The organism is Streptomyces sp. NPDC104381 (genome assembly GCF_055583745.1).
The window spans coordinates 811,407-827,949 of sequence record NZ_JBVJNK010000002.1 but is presented as its reverse complement, the minus strand read 5'-3'; the positions used below and the strand labels follow the sequence as shown (position 1 = coordinate 827,949).

Here is a 16,543-nt window from a genome sequence, read left to right as displayed (position 1 = left end):
GGGCGCTCCTCCCGGACGCCCGACGGCGGGTGCGGGCCTTGCTAGGGTTGCGGCGGCCGTAGTCCGACCGCGCCGTCCACCCCGGCTCCGACCGCACGCCGTTGGACGAGGGAGAGTGATTCTGTGGGGATCGTCGACGACGCCCTGGACCGCGCGGGCCAGGAGGCGTTCACCCGGGAGCCGCCCAGGAGCCTCAAGGCGCGCATCAACTTCCTGATGAAGCAGCTCAGGACGACCAAGGCCGTCGCCCGGGAGATCGGGGTCAGCCAGCGCTCGGTGGAGCGCTACATCAAGGGTGAGCGCAAGCACCCCCCCAGGGCCGTCGCCGACCGGATCGACGCGGCGGTACGTTCCCGGTGGCAGCCGAGGGTCCGCCGGCGCCGCCGGCAGCAGGCCGCCGCCGCGACCGGCATCACCGTGGAGACGCGGGCCCGGTTCGGCTACACCGCGCCCGTCGGCACGACCGACGACGGGCGGATGCGCCGGCTGACCGTGCACCTGCCCCCCGCGTACGCCCGCCGTCTGTTCGACGCCCAGCAGGAGGGGGCCGACGACGGGCGACTGCGTGACATCGTCGCCGAGGGGCTCCAGGAGATCTACTTCAAGGACGGCGGGCGCAGGGCCCAGGACCTCGAAGTCGCGCTCACGGACGTCGACTACTTCGACGTCTCCTACTGAGGGCTGTCGCGCAGTCCCGTCTGCCGGGAGAAAGCCCGAAGTCCACTGTCCCGCAAGGGCGTTGCTCATCCGCTCGACCGTCGTGCGCGACCGGCCGAGCCGGAAATCCGCACCTGTCATGAACCTTGTCAGTTCGGCTCCGGGCGCTCTATTGTCGCGGACAGAAAGCGCTTTCCCCTCCTGGCTCCTGTCCGGTGGAAGCGTCCGTCGCGACGGCCGTCGTGACGGACGCGCACGAGCCGCCACCGGCCGGGTCCAGGGCTTCCCTGAGAAGCACACGCGTCACAGCCGACGCGAGCCGCCCGTCGACGGCAGCTCCGCCGGTCCGCCGTTGCGACCGCGGCGACACCCAGCACGTGAAGACGAATGGGGACACCAAGATGAGACGACCAGTCGCGCTGCGACTCAACGCCGCTCTGGCCACGCTGGCCGTGGCGGCCGCGACCGGCGTGGTGCTGTCGATGCCCGAGGCGGCGTCGGCGGCGGTGACCGGGAGTGCCACCGGGTACGCGACCCAGAACGGCGGGACCACCGGCGGTGCCGGCGGGACGACGGTGCGGGCCACCACGGGTACGGCGATCCACACGGCTCTGTGCAACCGGGCCAGCAGCAGCACCCCGATCACCATCGAGGTCGAGGGCACGATCAACCACGGCAACACCACCAAGGTGTCCGGCGACAGCTGCAACACCGCCGCCGGTGTGATCGAGCTCAAGCAGATCAGCAACGTCACGATCGTCGGCGTCGGCAGCGGAGCCGTCTTCGACCAGCTGGGCATCCACATCCGCCAGTCCAGCAACATCATCATCCAGAACGTGACCGTCAAGAACGTCAAGAAGTCCGGCTCTCCCACCTCCAACGGCGGGGACGCCATCGGCATGGAGAGCGACGTCCGCAACGTCTGGGTCGACCACACCACCCTCGAGGCCTCGGGCGGTGAGTCGGAGGGGTTCGACGGCCTCTTCGACATGAAGGCCAACACCCAGTACGTCACGCTGTCCTACAGCACCCTGCGCAACTCGGGCCGCGGCGGGCTGGTCGGGTCCAGCGAGACCGAGCTCTCCAACGGCTACATCACGTACCACCACAACCTGTACGAGAACATCGACTCGCGCGTGCCCCTGCTGCGCGGCGGCATCGCGCACATCTACAACAACTACTACGTGAAGCTCAACGAGTCCGGCATCAACTCCCGGGCGGGCGCGCGTGCCAAGGTGGACAACAACTACTTCAAGGACTCCAAGGACGTCCTCGGCACGTTCTACACCGACGCGGCCGGATACTGGCAGGTCAGCGGCAACACCTTCGACAACGTGACCTGGTCCGCCCCCGGCAGCGAGAACAACCCCGCCGGTCCCGACCCGAAGTCCAACACCACGGTCAGCATCCCGTACGCGTACAGCCTCGACGCCGCGAGCTGCGTGCCGGGGATCGTGACGGCGACGGCCGGTGCCAACAAGGGCCTGAAGGTGTCGGACGGCAACTGCTCGCCGCAGACGCCGGACCCGACGGAGCCGACCCCGGACCCGACGGACCCCACGCCCGACCCCACCCAGCCCAGCGGGACCAACCTCAGCCTGGCCGCCGGTGCCGACGGTTCCAGCAAGGCCTCCGGAACCAGCTACGGCAACGTGCGCGACGGTGACCTGAACACCTACTGGTCACCGTCCGGCTCCACCGGTTCCGTCTCGGTCAAGTGGGGGAGCGCCACGTCGGTCTCCAGGATCAACATCCGTGAGGCATCGGGCTCCACCGGCGCCATCAAGACCTGGAGGGTCCTCAACGGTGACACCGGCGCCGTGCTGACCTCCGGCAGCGGGGCGGGCGTCATCGCGGTGCCCGCGACCTCGCTGAAGAAGATCACCTTCGAGATCACCGGCTCCACGGGGGCACCGAAGGTGGCCGAGTTCGAGACGTACGCCGGATAGCGGGGCGGTCCCGGGCGCGCCGTCGTCCGGGGCCGTGACCCGCCGCTCCAGTTGTACGGGACGGGGGCCGTCGGACGCGACGGCCCCCGTCCGCACGCGCGCCCCGGCGCGCCGGGGGCCGATGACCGCGTACCGGCCCTGTGGTGGAATCGGCGGACCGGCCCGGCCGGTTCGGGGACATGACGAGCCGGCCCGGTGCCCGGCCGCCCGTTCCTCCTCCCTCTGGAGCGCCTCTTGAGCAGCGACAGCGCCCGCACCGGCGACACCCTCGACGTCCAGGCGATCCGTGCCTGTTTCCCCGCCCTGAAGGCGGGGACCGCCCGCTTCGACGCCCCCGGCGGCACCCAGACGCCCCAGCAGGTGATCGACGCGATCACCGAGTCCCTCACCCGTCCGCTGGCCAACCGCGGCGTGCTCACCGAGGGCGCGCGCAACGCCGAGGCCCTCGTGGCCGGCGCCCGGCAGGCTCTGGCCGACCTCCTCGGCTCGGAGCCCGGCGCGGTGGTCTTCGGCCGCAGCGCCACCCAGCTCGTCTACGACCTGGCGCGCACCCTCGCCAAGGACTGGGGTCCAGGGGACGAAGTGGTGGTCTCGCGGCTGGACCACGACTCGAACATACGGCCATGGGTGCAGGCCGCCGAAGCGGTGGGCGCGACGGTCCGGTGGGCCGACTTCGACCCGGGGACGGGAGAGTTCGAGCCGGGGCACCTCCAGGCCGTGCTGTCCGGCCGCACCCGGCTCGTCGCCGTCACCGCCGCCTCCAACCTCATCGGCACCCGCCCCGACGTCCCCGCCCTCGCCGAGCTGGCGCACCGCGCGGGCGCGCTGCTCCACGTCGACGCCGTGCACCACGCCTCGCACGCCACCGTCGACCTGGCCGCACTCGGAGCGGACACCCTGGTCTGCTCGCCGTACAAATTCCTCGGACCGCACCTCGGTGTGCTGACCGGGCGGCGCGAACTGCTCCACAGCCTGCGGCCGGACAAGCTGCTGCCCTCCAGAGACGCCGTGCCCGAGCGCTTCGAGCTGGGCACGCTTCCCTATGAACTCCTGGCGGGCGCGACGGCGGCGGTGGACTTCCTCGCCGGTCTCGTGCCCGGCCCGGGCAGCCGGCGGGAACGGCTGGTCCGGGCGTTCACCGCGCTCACCGCGCACGAGGACCGGCTGCGCGGACGCATCGAGGACGGCCTCGCCGCGCTGGGCGGCGTCACGGTGTACTCCCGGGCTCGTCGGCGCACCCCGACCACCCTGTTCACCGTGGCCGGCAGGACCCCGGGGGACGTCTCCCGGCAGCTGGCCGAGCGCGGCGTCGACGCGCCGGCCGGGTCCTTCTACGCGTGGGAGGCGTCCCGTCGGCTGGGGCTGGGCGAGGAGGGCGGCGTACGCGTCGGTCTCGCGCCCTACACGAACGACGACGACGTGGACCGCCTCCTGGACGCGCTCGACGTGCCCCGGTGACGGCCTGAACGAGTGGGACCGGCGCCGGGCGGGGCGCCGGAGGCAGGAGGCCTCGTGCGTGGCACGGCCATTGACCGGCCGTGTTCACGCGCCTAATCTCGGTTCTCATACATGTATGTCATCTGCATACGGAGATGAGGGCTGTGGGTGGTCCCGCGCGACGGACCTCGGCGTCCCCGGCCTCCGCACCTCTCCCCGCCCGGCGCCCCTCCCGCACCCAAGGACACCGACCCGCATGAATCAGCCGACCATCACCCACTTCGCCGTCTATCCGGTCGCGGGACGCGACTGCATGGAGCTGAACCTCTCCGGCGCCCACGGCCCGTTCTTCACCCGCAACATCGTGGTCCTCACGGACTCCGAAGGCCGTACGGGACTGGGGGAGGTGCCCGGGGGCGAGAAGATCACCCGGACCCTGCGTGACGCCGCGCCGCTCGTCGTCGGCGCGAAGCTGGGCGACCACAAGCGGGTCCTGCGCGAGATCGGGAGCCGGTTCGCGGGCCGGGACACGGGCGGGCGCGGCGCCCAGACCTTCGACCTGCGGACCACCGTGCACGCCGTCACCGCCGTCGAGTCGGCGCTGCTCGACCTCCTGGGCCGGCACCTCGGCGTACCCGTTGCGGCGCTGCTCGGCGACGGGCAACAGCGGGACTCCGTACGGGTGCTGGGCTATCTCTTCCACGTCGGCGACCCCGACCGCACCGATCTGGACTACGTCCGCGAACCCGCCGCCGACGTCGAGTGGTACCGCGTCCGCCACGAGGAGGCACTCACCCCCGAGGCGATCGTCCGCCAGGCCGAGGCGGCCCACGAGCTGTACGGCTTCCGGGACTTCAAGCTCAAGGGCGGGGTCCTCGCCGGCGCGGACGAGGTCCGGGCCGTCCGCGCCCTCAAGGCCCGCTTCCCCGAGGCGCGGATCACCCTGGACCCGAACGGCGCCTGGTCCCTGCGCGAGGCGGTCGAGCTGTGCTCCCCGCTGGTGGACACACTCGCGTACGCCGAGGACCCCTGCGGGGCGGAGGACGGCTACTCGGGACGAGAGATCCTCGCCGAGTTCCGCCGCGCCACCGGCCTGCCGACCGCGACCAACATGATCGCCACCGACTGGCGCCAGCTGACCCACGCCCTGGCCCTCCAGTCGGTGTCCATCCCGCTGGCCGACCCGCACTTCTGGACCATGCAGGGATCCGTGCGCGTGGCGCAGCTCTGCAACGCGATGGGCCTGACCTGGGGATGCCACTCCAACAACCACTTCGACATCTCACTGGCCATGATCACGCACTGCGGTGCCGCCGCCCCGGGCGAGTACAACGCCCTGGACACGCACTGGATCTGGCAGGAGGGCCTGGAGCGTCTCACCGCCGAACCGCCACGCATCCAGGGCGGTGAGATCGCCGTGCCCGACGCCCCCGGCCTGGGCGTCGAGCTCGACATGGACCGCCTCCTCGCGGCCCACGAGCTGTACCTCGAAAAGGCGCTGGGCGCGCGGGACGACGCCGCGGCGATGCAGTACCTGGTGCCCGGCTGGACGTTCGACGCCAAGCGGCCCTGCCTGGTGCGGTAGTCCCCGGGCCGGGCCGACGGGCGGCCGTCAGGACGCCCGCGCCGCCGTCGCCAGGAGGTCCGCGGTCCACCGGCGCACGGCCTCGGTGACCTCAGGTGTGACGAACGCCAGGAGCGTGTCGTCCACGGACCCGTCGGGCCCCACCACCAGACCGGTGCGCCCTTCCAGCGCGGGGTCGAGAGCGGCGGCCAGGGGGCCCGTCGCGGCGGCGGTGACGGGCGCCGAGACACCCTTCTGGATCTGCTCCCAGTAGGGCCGCATGGCCGGCGGCAGGATGTCGATGGTCATGAGCGCCGCGTTGCCCGTCGCGGCGGCCCCCGGGTCGGCGGCGATCACCGAGACACCCCGGGGAGCGAGACGTCCGGCGAGCTCCGTCGAGTGGGCGAGATGGGCCAGCTTGGCCCGTCCCGTGGTGGCCAGGCCGTAGTGGGGGCCCGGCGGTTCGGCGTCCTCGAACACCGCCTGGGCGGCCGTGATGGCGGACGACGTGACGTTCACGACGCGGCTCGGGGCCGCCGCGGCGAGTGCGTCGATCAGCGTCTCGGTGAGGACGTACGGGGACAGGTGGTTGAGGGCGATGCTCGCCTCGATGCCCTCCGGGCTCTCCCACCGCTCGGTCCACATGCCGCCCACGTTGTTCACCAGCAGGTTCAGCGCGCCTTCGGCCGCGAGCCGTTCCCCCAGCCGCCTGGTCGCGGCCAGGGACGACAGGTCCGTGCGGACGAAACGGCCCGCGGGGCGCCCGGCGGCCTCGTCGACACGGGCCACCGCCGCCTCTCCCCGCGCCGCGTCGCGTGCGACGAGCGTGACGTCCCATCCCCGGCGCGCCAGGCCGAGCGCCGTCTCCAGACCTATGCCGCCGGTGCCGGCCGTCACCACTGCCCTCGGGGCCTGCTCGGTCATCACGTACTCCCATGTCGGTGCCTCGTCCGTGGGCGGTCGCCCTCCGTCCGTGGACCCAGCAGACAGCGCGCGGGTCGATCATGGAAGTTCCCGTCCGGCATGGCCCGATGCCCCACCGGCATGCCCTCAGGTGGGAGGATGTCCGCATGGGTGATGTGGAGATCCGGCAGGTCCACTACTTCATCGCCGTGGCGGAGGAGGGCAACTTCACCCGCGCCGCGCAACGGCTGGCGATGACGCAGCCCGCGCTCTCCCGGGCGGTCCTGGCCCTGGAGAGAACCCTGGGCGCCACGCTGCTGCTGCGCACCCCGAAGGGCGTCACGCTGACCGCCGCGGGTCACGCGATGCTGGAGGAGGGCCGGTCGCTGCTGGCCCAGGCGGGGAACGTGACGTCGCGGGTGCGCCGGGCCGCCGAGCAGCACGCCTCGGTGACGGTGACCGGACCCGGGTGCGACGCCGCGCTGCTGGACCGGATGATCCGGTCGTACAACGAGGCACGCCCGCAGCATCCGGCCCGGATGGCCGTCGGCACGATCGACGACCAGCTCGGCCGGCTGCGCTCGGGCCAGGCCGACATCGCCCTCTGGCGCGGGCCGGTGCGTGAGCGCGGACTGAACGGCGTGGTGCTGCGCCGCGAGAACATCAGCGTCCTGATGAGCGACGGGCACCGGCTGGCCGGCCGGGAGACCCTGAGGGTCGCCGACCTCGCCGGTGAACCGCTGCTCGGCTGGGTGGGCCCGGGAGCCCAGCTCGACGATCCCGGCCTCTGGCCGGACGGACTGCCGGGGACGCCGGGCCCCCAGGTCAGCGACGGCCTGCAGATGCTGGCGGTCGTCCGGCTCGGGCAGGCGGTCGCCCTCGCCGCCCAGCTGCCCGACGGCGGCCGCCCGCCCGAGGGGACCGTCAGCCTCCGCCTGGACGACGGGCCGGCGGTGCCCCTGCGGCTCGTCTGGCCGAAGGAGCGGGCGACGCCGGGCATCCGGCGCTTCGCCAGGCACGCGGCGGCGTCGTTCCGGGTGCCGGGGCAGGGAGGCGCGGGTCAGCCCGCCCGGACCGCCGTCCGGACGGGCTGACCCCGGTTCCGCCGGCCGAGCGGTCCGGGGCCGAACGCTCCCCGGTCACCGGGGCCGGCGGCTGGTCCGTACGCTCCACCGGCCCTCGAAGCGGCTGAGGCGGACCGGGTGGTCGAAGCACTTGCTGACCTGATCGCTGGTCAGCACCTCGTCGGCGGGTCCCGACGCCATGCACCGCCCGTCGCGCAGCAGCATCACATGGGTCGTGCCCGGAGGCAGCTCCTCCAGATGGTGCGTGACCAGCACCGACGCGAGCTCCAGTGAGCTCTGCTGAAGGGTGTCGAGCCGTTCGATCAACTGCTCACGGCCCGCGACGTCCAGGCCCGTCGCCGGTTCGTCCAGGAGCAGCAGCCGGGGCCGGGGCATCAGCGCCCGGGCGATCAGGGCGCGTCCGCGCTCGCCCTGAGACAGGGTCGGCCACCGCGCCTCGCGCCGTCCCGCGAGGCCGAGCAGGGCGGTGAGCTCGTCGGCCAGCTCCAGTTGCCCGGGCGTCGGCCTCCAGCGCGGCAGGGGCTCGATGCTGTTGGTCAGGCCCGTCAGGACGACGTCCCTGACCTTCAGCGGTGAGCGCAGTGCGTGGCGCGGGTCGACATGGCCGACGTACGTACGCAGTTGGCGCAGGTCGACCCGGCCCAGCTCGTGCCCCAGGACCTCGACCGTGCCCCGGGTGGGGTGCGTGAGTGCTCCGAGGAGGCCGAGCAGTGTGCTCTTGCCGGCACCGTTGGCGCCGAGCAGGGCCCAGTGTTCACCGGCCCGCACGGTCAGCGAGACCTCGCTCAGGATGTGGTTCCCGTCGCGCACGAGGTCCACGTCGTGGACGCGGAGGACGGGGGGTGTGACGGTCATCGGGTCTGTGCTCCAGTGCGGTTGACGGCGGCCATGACCGCCTGGACGGACGCGGTCAGGACCGAGGTGTCCCAGCCGGCGCCCCAGCGGGTGACCCCGTCCACGCGGCACTCGGCGTACGCGACGGCGGGACCGCCCGGCCCGGTGGCGGTGGAATGCTCGGTGAAGGCCAGGACGTCGACCTGGATCCCGGCCGCACGCAGGGCGTCCGTCAGGGCGGACAGCGGGCCGTTCCCGGTGCCCCGGCAGGAGCGGACCTGCCCGCCGGTGCGCAGCTCACAGGTGAACTCGTGCTCACCCGGCCCGGTTTCCGAGGCCGACCAGGACTCCAGGGTGAGGGTGCCGTCGTGGGCGGGGGTGAGGTAGGTGGTGCGGAAGAGCTCCCACAGCTCCTTGTGCGAGAGCTCGCGTCCGGTGCCGTCCGTGACGTGCTGCACCGCACGCGAGAAGTCCGGGCGCATCGCCGGCGGCAGGTCCAGCCCGTGGTGGGTGCGGAGCAGGTGGGCGATTCCCCCCTTCCCCGACTGGGAGTTGATGCGGATGACCTCCTCGTACGTACGGCCGATGTCGCCCGGGTCGACGGGCAGGTACGGAACCTCCCAGGGGGCCTCGCGCGGACTCACCCCGGACTCGGCGGCCCGCGCGGTGTGCAGGGCCATGCCCTTGGCGATGGCGTCCTGGTGGGTGCCGGAGAACGCCGTGTGCACGAGCTCGCCGGCGTAGGGGTGCCGGGGGTGGACCGGCAGCCGGTTGCAGTGCTCCACCACCTCGCGGACGGCGTCGATGTCCGAGAAGTCGATCATCGGGTCGACGCCCTGCGCGTACAGGTTGAGGGCCAGCGTCACCAGGTCGACGTTGCCCGTGCGCTCGCCGTTGCCGAACAGGCAGCCCTCCACCCGCTGGGCGCCCGCCAGTACGGCGAGTTCGGCGCAGGCGACGCCCGTGCCCCGGTCGTTGTGCGGGTGCACGGAGAGGATCACGGAATCGCGGCGCGCCAGATGGCGGTGCATGTACTCGATCTGATCGGCGTACACGTCGGGCGTCGCGATCTCCACCGTGGCGGGCAGATTATGGATCACCGGCCGCTCGGGGCTCGCCTCCCACAGCTCGGTGAGCCCGTCGCAGATCTCCAGGACGAAGTCCGGCTCGGTGAGGTTGAAGACCTCGGGGGAGAACTCGAACCGGATGTCCGCGCCCGGTCGTTCCCCGGCACGCCGCATCAGATGCGTCGCGGCCTCCCTGATCAGCGCCCGGACCTCGGCGCGGGAGCGGCCCAGGACGACGTCCCGCCACACGGGCGCGGTGGCGGTGTAGAGGTGGATCAGCGTGCGGGGGAGTCCCTTCACGGACTCGACGGTCCGGTCGATCAGGTCCGTGCGGGCCGGGGTGAAGACGGAGACGGTCACGTCGTCGGGGACCGCGCCGCTCTCCGCGAGGTGGCGTACGAAGTCGAAGTCGGTCCGGCTGGCGGAGGGGTAGCCGACCTCGATCTCCTTGAAGCCCATGGCGACCAGCAGATCGAAGAAGCGGCGCTTGCGCTCGGTGTCCATGGGCTCGGCCAGGGCCTGGTTGCCGTCCCGCAGGTCGACCGGGACCCACAGCGGGGCCCGCTCCACCCGGCGGCCGGGCCAGGTGCGGTCCACCAGGGGCAGCGCCACCCGGTCGTGGGCGGGGCGGTAGCGGTGGTGCGGCATCGAGCTCGGACGCTGGGGGTTCCAGGCCGGGACGCCCGCAGGGAGATCACCGGACGGAGTACGCAGAGTGGGGAACGCCGTGGCCCCGGGGGGAGCCGGCGGGACGAGGGAGGAGGTCATGCGGAGAACCGCTTTCTTCGGCCGTGGAGTGACCGGCACAGCCCGACACCCGCTGCGGGGGGCCGGTCAGTCGTGTGTCAGGCCCCGCAGCGGCGTACGAGAAGAAGGAGCTCGTTCAGCGGCATGCCGGGTACAGTAGCCCCGAACCAACTCCTCAGACAACCTGAGGTGTGAAGGAAGCGACTCGGGAAGTGACTCGTATGCCGCTGGGACCCCTGAGACCATCGCCCCTGGTCGAGCAGGCCGCGGAGCATCTGCGCGAGCAGATCACCGGAGGATCCTGGCCGGTGGGGACGAAGCTGCCCGGCGAGACGACGCTGGCCGCGTCCCTCGGCGTCGGGCGCTCCACGGTCCGCGAGGCGCTGCGCGCGCTCGCCGGGGCGGGGCTGGTGCGCGCGCGGCAGGGATCCGGTGTCTTCGTCATCGCGGCCGAGCCCGAGGAGGACTGGGCGACACGCCTGCGCCGCGCGGCCGTCACCGACGTCTACGAGGTCCGCATCAGCGTCGAGGTCGAGGCCGCGCGGCTGGCCGCGCGCCGCCGCACCGACGAGGACCTCGCGGCCCTCACCGCCACCCTGGCCGGACGCCGCGCCGCCGCGGACGCGGACGACGCCACGTTCGTCGACGCGGACATCGCCCTGCACACCGCGGTGGTCGCGGCGGCACACAACCCCGTGCTCTCGGCCCTGTTCACCGAGTTCGTCCCCACGCTGCGCAAGGGGCTGATCGACATGCTCGAACTGCTCGACCTGCGCTCCGGGGACCCGAACCACGGCGACGAGGAGCACGCGTCCCTGGTGGAAGCGGTCGCGCGGGGAGACGCCGACGCGGCGGCCCGCACGCTCCGTCAGGAGCTGGAAGAGACGCTCAGCCGGCTCACCTCGCTGTAGCGGCCGGCCGCCGGGACCCGTCAGTGCCCATGGCCCCCGTCCTCGTGACCGCCAGGGGCGCTCTCCCGGTGCCCGTCCGGCGGGGTCGTCGGCGCGTCCGCCGTCGTTCCGGACGGGACGGTGAAGGCCACCGTGCGGACGACGCCGTCGTGCTTGAAGTCCAGGAACAGCCGGTACGAGGCGGAGCCGGCCGCCGTCGCGGTGAACGACACCTTCGGGCCCGGCTCCGTGGAGCCGTCGCCGGGCGCCCCGTCGGGGTGCACATGCAGATAGCCGAGGTCGCCGGCGCGCAGGGCGACGAGATGTCCGTACGCCCCCAGATAGGGCTGGAGATCGGTGACGGGGCGGCCGTCCTTCCGCACGGTGAACGTGAGGCGCTCCGGGACCCCGGGCCGCAGCGTGCCGTTCAAGGACACCGTGTACCCGTCGGTCCCGGCCGTCCGGGCGGGCTTCGGCAGCTCCGCCGGCTTGTACGGCCCCGAGACGGCCAGATCGGCGCCCAGGGTCAGGTCCGGCGCGTTCCTGCCGGCGGGCGTGAAGTCGGCGAAGACCCGGTGGTCGCCCGCCTCCGGCAGCGCGACGGGGGTGCTCCACGTGCCGTCCGCCGCCCGGGTGGGGTGCAGATGGCGGTAGGTGGCCAGATCGCGTGAGGCGACGATCAGATGCAGCTCCTTGTCGTGCTCGCGCTGGAAGTCGGTGACCGGCCGGCCCGCCCGGTCGAGGACGGCGAAGCGCAGCTCGCTCCGCCGGCCCGCCTCCACGCGCGGGGTCATCAGATCGAGGGTGTAGCCGCCCTCGGAGATCTGGAGGCCGCCGACCGGGGAGCCGGTGCCGCCGTCCTCGGTGTGCGGGGCGGCGCTCTCCGTGTGCTCGGGGCGCTCGGCGGTGCCTGTTCCGGGGCCCACGGCGGCTCCGACGCCGTAGGCGGCGCCGAAGGACGCCGCGAGTGCGGCGGTGAACGCGGTGATCTTCACGGCGGGGTTCATGACTGCTCCTGTTGCTTCCTGAGCGGAGGCCGGCGACGGTCCGACACCTCCAACGTATACCCTAAGGGGGTATACGCAAGAGATGCTGACGGGACTTGAAATGTATACGGGTGGGGGGTATACCTGGATCAAGAGATGGATACCCGTGAGGGGTATACTGGGTCCCGTTCGGACGAGGAGCAGGCAATGACTCCAACCACCCCCGGCGCCGCCCGGGTCGAGCTCGCCATCGGCGGCATGACCTGCGCTTCGTGCGCGGCGCGGATCGAGAAGAAGCTCAACCGCATGGAGGGGGTCGAGGCCACCGTCAACTACGCCACGGAGAAGGCGAGGGTCGCGTTCGCCGCGGACGTCTCGGTCGACGATCTGATCGCCACGGTCGAGGCGACCGGCTACACCGCCCGGCCGCCGGCCCCGCCCCGCCCCGACCCCGGGGAAACCGGGGCACCCGCCGCGGCCGGGGGCGAGGACGCGCGCGCCGACGGCGAACTGCGCTCCCTGCGCCAGCGCCTCGTCACCGCGGTCCTGCTCGCCGCGCCGGTCATCGCGATGGCGATGATCCCGGCCCTCCAGTTCGAGTACTGGCAGTGGCTCTCCCTCACCCTGGCCGCCCCGGTCGTCACGTACGCCGCCTGGCCGTTCCACCGCGCCGCCTGGACCAACGCCAGGCACGGCGCGGCCACCATGGACACCCTGATCTCGGTCGGCACGTCGGCCGCGTTCCTGTGGTCACTGTGGGCGCTGTTCTTCGGGACGGCCGGAATGCCGGGCATGACGCACCCCTTCGAATTCACCATCAGCCGGGGTGACGGGGCGGGGAACATCTATCTGGAGGCCGCCGCCGGGGTCACGGCCTTCATCCTGGCCGGCCGGTACTTCGAGGCCCGCTCCAAGCGCAAGGCGGGCGCGGCCCTCAAGGCGCTGATGGAGCTGGGGGCCAAGGAGGTCACCGTGGTGCGCGAGGGCCGTGAGGTCACCCTGCCCACGTCCGCCCTCCGGGTCGGGGACCGCTTCCTGGTCCGTCCCGGCGAGAAGATCGCCACGGACGGCACCGTGTCCGAGGGCTCCTCCGCCGTCGACGTGTCGATGCTCACCGGCGAGTCGGTGCCCGTCGAGGTCTCCGTGGGTGACCCCGTCACCGGGGCGACCCTCAACGCCGGCGGCCGCCTGGTCGTCGAGGCCACCAGGGTCGGCGCCGACACCCAGCTGGCCCGGATGGCCAGGCTGGTGGAAGAGGCCCAGAGCGGCAAGGCCGCCGCCCAGCGCCTGGCCGACAGGATCTCCGCGGTGTTCGTGCCGGTCGTCATCGGGCTGGCGCTCGCCACCCTCGGCTTCTGGCTCGGCTCCGGTGCCGGACTCACCGCGGCCTTCACCGCCGCCGTCGCCGTACTGATCATCGCCTGCCCCTGCGCCCTGGGGCTGGCCACGCCCACCGCCCTGCTGGTCGGCACCGGACGCGGCGCCCAGCTCGGCATCCTGATCAAGGGACCTGAGGTCCTGGAGAACACCCGCAGGGCCGACACGATCCTCCTCGACAAGACGGGCACCGTCACCACGGGCCGGATGACCCTGCTGAAGGTCCACGCCTCCGGGACCACGGACGAGGCCGAAGTGCTGCGCCTGGCCGGAGCGTTGGAGCACTCCTCCGAACACCCGATCGCCCGGGCCGTCGCCGAGGGGGCCGCAGCCAAGGTGGGCGCGCTGCCCACGCCCGAGGACTTCGCCAACGCCCCCGGGCTCGGTGTCCAGGGCGTCGTCGAGGGCCACGCGGTGCTCGTCGGCCGCGAGAAGCTGCTGGCCGAGTGGGCCATCGGGCTCCCCGACGAGCTGAGGAAGGCGAAGGACCTGGCCGAGGAGAACGGGCGCACCGTGATCGCGGTCGCCTGGGACGGCGAGGCGCGCGCGGTCCTGGAGGTCGCCGACGCGGTCAAGGACACCAGCGCCGAGGCCGTCCGGCGGCTGCGCGCCCTCGGGCTGACGCCCGTCCTGCTGACCGGCGACAACAAGGCGGTCGCCGAGTCCGTCGCGGCCGAGGTCGGCATCGACCAGGTCATCGCCGAGGTCATGCCGCAGGACAAGGCCGAGGTCGTCAGGAAGCTCCAGGCGGAGGGGCGCACCGTCGCCGTGGTCGGCGACGGGGTCAACGACGCCGCGGCGCTCGCCCAGGCCGACCTGGGCCTGTCCATGGGGACGGGCACGGACGCCGCCATCGAGGCCGGCGACCTGACGCTCGTACGGGGGGACCTGAGGGTGGCCGCCGACGCGATCCGGCTCTCCCGCCGCACGCTGGGCACGATCCGCTCGAACCTCTTCTGGGCCTTCGCCTACAACGTGGCCGCCCTCCCGCTCGCGGCGGCAGGTCTGCTCAACCCCATGATCGCGGGCGCGGCCATGGCCTTCTCGTCGGTCTTCGTCGTGGGCAACAGCCTCCGTCTGCGCGGCTTCCGCGCCGCCGACCGGGACGGCGCCCGCGCCTCCTCCCATGCCCACGGGCCCGCGTCCCCCAGCAGCGCGGGGGACCCGGCCAACGGGTAGGTTCGGTGGCGTGGCCACTCTGCTGATCGTGCATCACACCCCGTCGCCCAACTGCCAGGCACTGTTCGAAGCGGTGCTGTCCGGCGCGACGACGGAGGACATCGAGGGCGTACGGGTCGTGCGGCGGGCGGCCCTCGCCGCCACGGCGTCCGACGTGCTGGCGGCCGACGGCTTCCTGCTCGGCACCCCGGCGAACCTCGGGTACATGTCCGGCGCCCTGAAACACTTCTTCGACCAGGTCTACTACCCGTGCCTGGACGCGACGAAGGGCCGGCCCTTCGGCTACTACGTGCACGGCGGCAACGACGTCACCGGCGCCGTACGCGGCATCGAGGCGATCACGACGGGCCTCGGATGGCGCCGTGCGGCCGACGCCGTGACCGTCACCGGTGAGCCGGGCAAGGCCGACACCGAGGCGTGCTGGGAGCTGGGGGCGACGCTCGCCGCCGGCCTGATGGACTGACGGGCCCGGTACGGGGGCGCAGCCGTTCACGCCGCTCCCCGGTGGCCCGTACGAAAGCCGCGGCGGCGGCTCTCCCGACTCAGGCGCGGTCGATGTGCACGCTGGTCGACTTCACGCGGGCCGTCGCCTCGATGCCGACCTCCAGCCCCAGCTCCTCCACGGCTTCCCTGGTCAGCAGCGAGACGAGGCGGTGCGGACCGGCCTGGATCTCGACCTGGGCGGCCACGTCGCCGAGCTTCACGGCCGTGACGATGCCCGGGAAGGCGTTGCGCGCCGAGGTGTAGGAGGCCTCCTCGTCGCCGCCGCCGCTCTGGCCGACCTCGATCGAGAACGCCGCCAGATCACGGCCGTCGATGAGACGGCGCCCGCCCTCGTCGCGATGGGTCGCCACCCGGCCGGCGTCCGCCCAGCGTCGTGCGGTGTCCGGGCTGACGCCGAGGAGGCGCGCGGCCTGCCCGATGGTGTAGGTCTGCATGCGTGACATGGTAAGAGATCTTCTCGCATATGCAAGCTTAGTTCGTATAACTCCTTGCATATGCGAGCCCGTCGGCGGAGCGGGAATCCTCCGAGTGCATGCGGCCGGGCGCGGAGGCCGTCAGTGTGTGGCCCGCCGTCGGAGCCCGCTCAGCGCGGCTTCCACGTCAGCTTGCCCCCGCCCACCCAGCGGACGACCGCCGGGTCGTCGAGGTCATGGACCTGGATTCCGGCCGCGGAGGCGGCGATCAGGACGTCCGTCATGTCGGTCGCGCCTCCGATCACCTCTCCGTCGATCTCCACGACGCGGAAGGGCGGATCCCCGGGCTGGACGGGCAGGACGGTGATCCGGGGGGCCGAGGCGTGAGGGCTTTCAGTCATAGCCGGATCGGTTCCACATGGACGCTCCAGGTATGCCCGCCAGCGCCTTTTGTGAGTCGTATGCCCGGTTTGAGTCGGTTTCTTGAAATTGATCCCGTAATCCATAAAAGGCCATTTCGTGTGACCTGGGGCCTTCGCTCGGGCGCAAAACGCCCGAATCGGGCGCCGTGACCAGCGTCACCTTATGCGCCCCCGACGCAGGGGTGCGGCAGTCGGTTCCCTTCTGTGCCAAGAGAAGTGACGGACGCGATGTGGGGTGGATTACATGAATTCACAAGAATTGATCTTGCGAATGAATTGTGATCAACGAACCAGGCTTGTTCCTTTCCCTATTTCTCGCCTACGGTCACCATCACTCCGGGCGGAACGCCGAATCCTGCCGCCGTCCGGTTACCCGACCGATCACTTCTCGTACGGCAGGAGCGGGGGACCCAAGTAAGCGCCGATCCGGTTTCCGGAGCGGCTCGGGGTGAAGTCGCATTCCCATGCGGCCGGGCATCTCCAGCCCGAACCCGACAGCTCACTTCGCAGGCGACGGAGAGGAATTCAG

The 16,543-nt window shown here is 72.2% G+C and carries 13 protein-coding genes, 1 pseudogene and 1 riboswitch; of the genes and pseudogenes, 8 read left to right on the top strand and 6 right to left on the bottom strand.

Annotated elements, in window-relative coordinates:
• The first annotated feature begins 123 nt into the window (after window positions 1-123).
• The 4 genes from tpg (at window position 124) to ACZ607_RS08645 (ending at window position 5,628) form a co-directional block, all read left to right on the top strand.
• A complete protein-coding gene (gene tpg, locus ACZ607_RS08660) occupies window positions 124-678 on the top strand; it encodes a telomere-protecting terminal protein Tpg (RefSeq protein WP_469733127.1) in 555 nt (184 codons plus the stop codon).
• Window positions 679-1,058: 380 nt separating this feature from the next.
• Window positions 1,059-2,606 carry a pectate lyase family protein gene (locus ACZ607_RS08655; protein ID WP_469733126.1) on the top strand — a complete coding sequence of 516 codons (1,548 nt, stop codon included), beginning with the start codon at window positions 1,059-1,061 and terminating at the stop codon, window positions 2,604-2,606.
• A 234-nt stretch (window positions 2,607-2,840) separates the two neighbouring features.
• Window positions 2,841-4,064: a cysteine desulfurase-like protein gene (locus ACZ607_RS08650; RefSeq protein WP_469733125.1), complete on the top strand. Its 1,224-nt coding sequence runs from the start codon at window positions 2,841-2,843 to the stop codon at window positions 4,062-4,064.
• 235 nt (window positions 4,065-4,299) lie between these two features.
• A complete protein-coding gene (locus ACZ607_RS08645) occupies window positions 4,300-5,628 on the top strand; it encodes an enolase C-terminal domain-like protein (protein WP_469733123.1) in 1,329 nt (442 codons plus the stop codon).
• 27 nt (window positions 5,629-5,655) lie between these two features.
• On the opposite strand, the gene ACZ607_RS08640 is transcribed toward ACZ607_RS08645, so the two are convergent.
• Window positions 5,656-6,531: an SDR family NAD(P)-dependent oxidoreductase gene (locus ACZ607_RS08640; protein WP_469733121.1), complete on the bottom strand. Its 876-nt coding sequence runs from the start codon at window positions 6,529-6,531 to the stop codon at window positions 5,656-5,658.
• A gap of 146 nt (window positions 6,532-6,677) precedes the next feature.
• On the opposite strand from ACZ607_RS08640, the gene ACZ607_RS08635 reads away from it, so the two are divergent.
• Window positions 6,678-7,604: a LysR family transcriptional regulator gene (locus tag ACZ607_RS08635; RefSeq protein WP_469733119.1), complete on the top strand. Its 927-nt coding sequence runs from the start codon at window positions 6,678-6,680 to the stop codon at window positions 7,602-7,604.
• Between the two features lie 45 nt (window positions 7,605-7,649).
• On the opposite strand, the gene ACZ607_RS08630 is transcribed toward ACZ607_RS08635, so the two are convergent.
• Both ACZ607_RS08630 and leuA read right to left on the bottom strand, forming a co-directional pair.
• Window positions 7,650-8,450: an ABC transporter ATP-binding protein gene (locus tag ACZ607_RS08630; protein ID WP_469733117.1), complete on the bottom strand. Its 801-nt coding sequence runs from the start codon at window positions 8,448-8,450 to the stop codon at window positions 7,650-7,652.
• The gene (gene leuA, locus ACZ607_RS08625; RefSeq protein WP_469733115.1) at window positions 8,447-10,264 is read right to left on the bottom strand and encodes a 2-isopropylmalate synthase; all 1,818 of its coding nucleotides are present in this window, start codon (window positions 10,262-10,264) and stop codon (window positions 8,447-8,449) included. The genes ACZ607_RS08630 and leuA overlap by 4 nt, the downstream gene beginning before the upstream one ends.
• A gap of 200 nt (window positions 10,265-10,464) precedes the next feature.
• On the opposite strand from leuA, the gene ACZ607_RS08620 reads away from it, so the two are divergent.
• Window positions 10,465-11,154 carry a FadR/GntR family transcriptional regulator gene (locus tag ACZ607_RS08620; protein WP_469733113.1) on the top strand — a complete coding sequence of 230 codons (690 nt, stop codon included), beginning with the start codon at window positions 10,465-10,467 and terminating at the stop codon, window positions 11,152-11,154.
• Window positions 11,155-11,174: 20 nt separating this feature from the next.
• Here ACZ607_RS08620 and ACZ607_RS08615 read toward each other — a convergent pair whose 3' ends face one another.
• A complete protein-coding gene (locus ACZ607_RS08615) occupies window positions 11,175-12,140 on the bottom strand; it encodes a hypothetical protein (protein ID WP_469733111.1) in 966 nt (321 codons plus the stop codon).
• Window positions 12,141-12,326: 186 nt separating this feature from the next.
• On the opposite strand from ACZ607_RS08615, the pseudogene ACZ607_RS08610 reads away from it, so the two are divergent.
• A pseudogene (locus ACZ607_RS08610) lies at window positions 12,327-14,597 on the top strand (heavy metal translocating P-type ATPase); the annotation flags it as partial.
• 88 nt (window positions 14,598-14,685) lie between these two features.
• Complete coding sequence (locus ACZ607_RS08605; protein ID WP_469733109.1) at window positions 14,686-15,138, top strand: flavodoxin family protein; 453 nt, start codon at window positions 14,686-14,688, stop codon at window positions 15,136-15,138.
• A 79-nt stretch (window positions 15,139-15,217) separates the two neighbouring features.
• Here ACZ607_RS08605 and ACZ607_RS08600 read toward each other — a convergent pair whose 3' ends face one another.
• Complete coding sequence (locus tag ACZ607_RS08600; protein WP_469733107.1) at window positions 15,218-15,613, bottom strand: TOBE domain-containing protein; 396 nt, start codon at window positions 15,611-15,613, stop codon at window positions 15,218-15,220.
• Window positions 15,614-15,762: 149 nt separating this feature from the next.
• Entirely contained in the window at window positions 15,763-15,993 is a 231-nt protein-coding gene (locus tag ACZ607_RS08595; RefSeq protein WP_469733106.1) for a hypothetical protein, read from the bottom strand.
• Between the two features lie 389 nt (window positions 15,994-16,382).
• Window positions 16,383-16,542, top strand: a riboswitch (cyclic di-AMP (ydaO/yuaA leader).
• The last annotated feature ends 1 nt before the right edge of the window (window position 16,543 follow it).

Excerpts from the sequence above, each read along its gene's own strand:
- ACZ607_RS08655 (WP_469733126.1), top strand. The coding sequence starts at position 1,059 with ATGAGACGACCAGTCGCGCTGCGACTCAACGCCGCTCTGGCCACGCTG.
- ACZ607_RS08615 (WP_469733111.1), bottom strand. The coding sequence starts at position 12,140 with ATGAACCCCGCCGTGAAGATCACCGCGTTCACCGCCGCACTCGCGGCG.
- ACZ607_RS08595 (WP_469733106.1), bottom strand. The coding sequence starts at position 15,993 with ATGACTGAAAGCCCTCACGCCTCGGCCCCCCGGATCACCGTCCTGCCC.
- ACZ607_RS08630 (WP_469733117.1), bottom strand. The coding sequence starts at position 8,450 with ATGACCGTCACACCCCCCGTCCTCCGCGTCCACGACGTGGACCTCGTG.
- ACZ607_RS08645 (WP_469733123.1), top strand. The coding sequence starts at position 4,300 with ATGAATCAGCCGACCATCACCCACTTCGCCGTCTATCCGGTCGCGGGA.
- ACZ607_RS08640 (WP_469733121.1), bottom strand. The coding sequence starts at position 6,531 with ATGACCGAGCAGGCCCCGAGGGCAGTGGTGACGGCCGGCACCGGCGGC.
- ACZ607_RS08600 (WP_469733107.1), bottom strand. The coding sequence starts at position 15,613 with ATGCAGACCTACACCATCGGGCAGGCCGCGCGCCTCCTCGGCGTCAGC.
- ACZ607_RS08635 (WP_469733119.1), top strand. The coding sequence starts at position 6,678 with ATGGGTGATGTGGAGATCCGGCAGGTCCACTACTTCATCGCCGTGGCG.
- ACZ607_RS08620 (WP_469733113.1), top strand. The coding sequence starts at position 10,465 with ATGCCGCTGGGACCCCTGAGACCATCGCCCCTGGTCGAGCAGGCCGCG.
- leuA (WP_469733115.1), bottom strand. The coding sequence starts at position 10,264 with ATGACCTCCTCCCTCGTCCCGCCGGCTCCCCCCGGGGCCACGGCGTTC.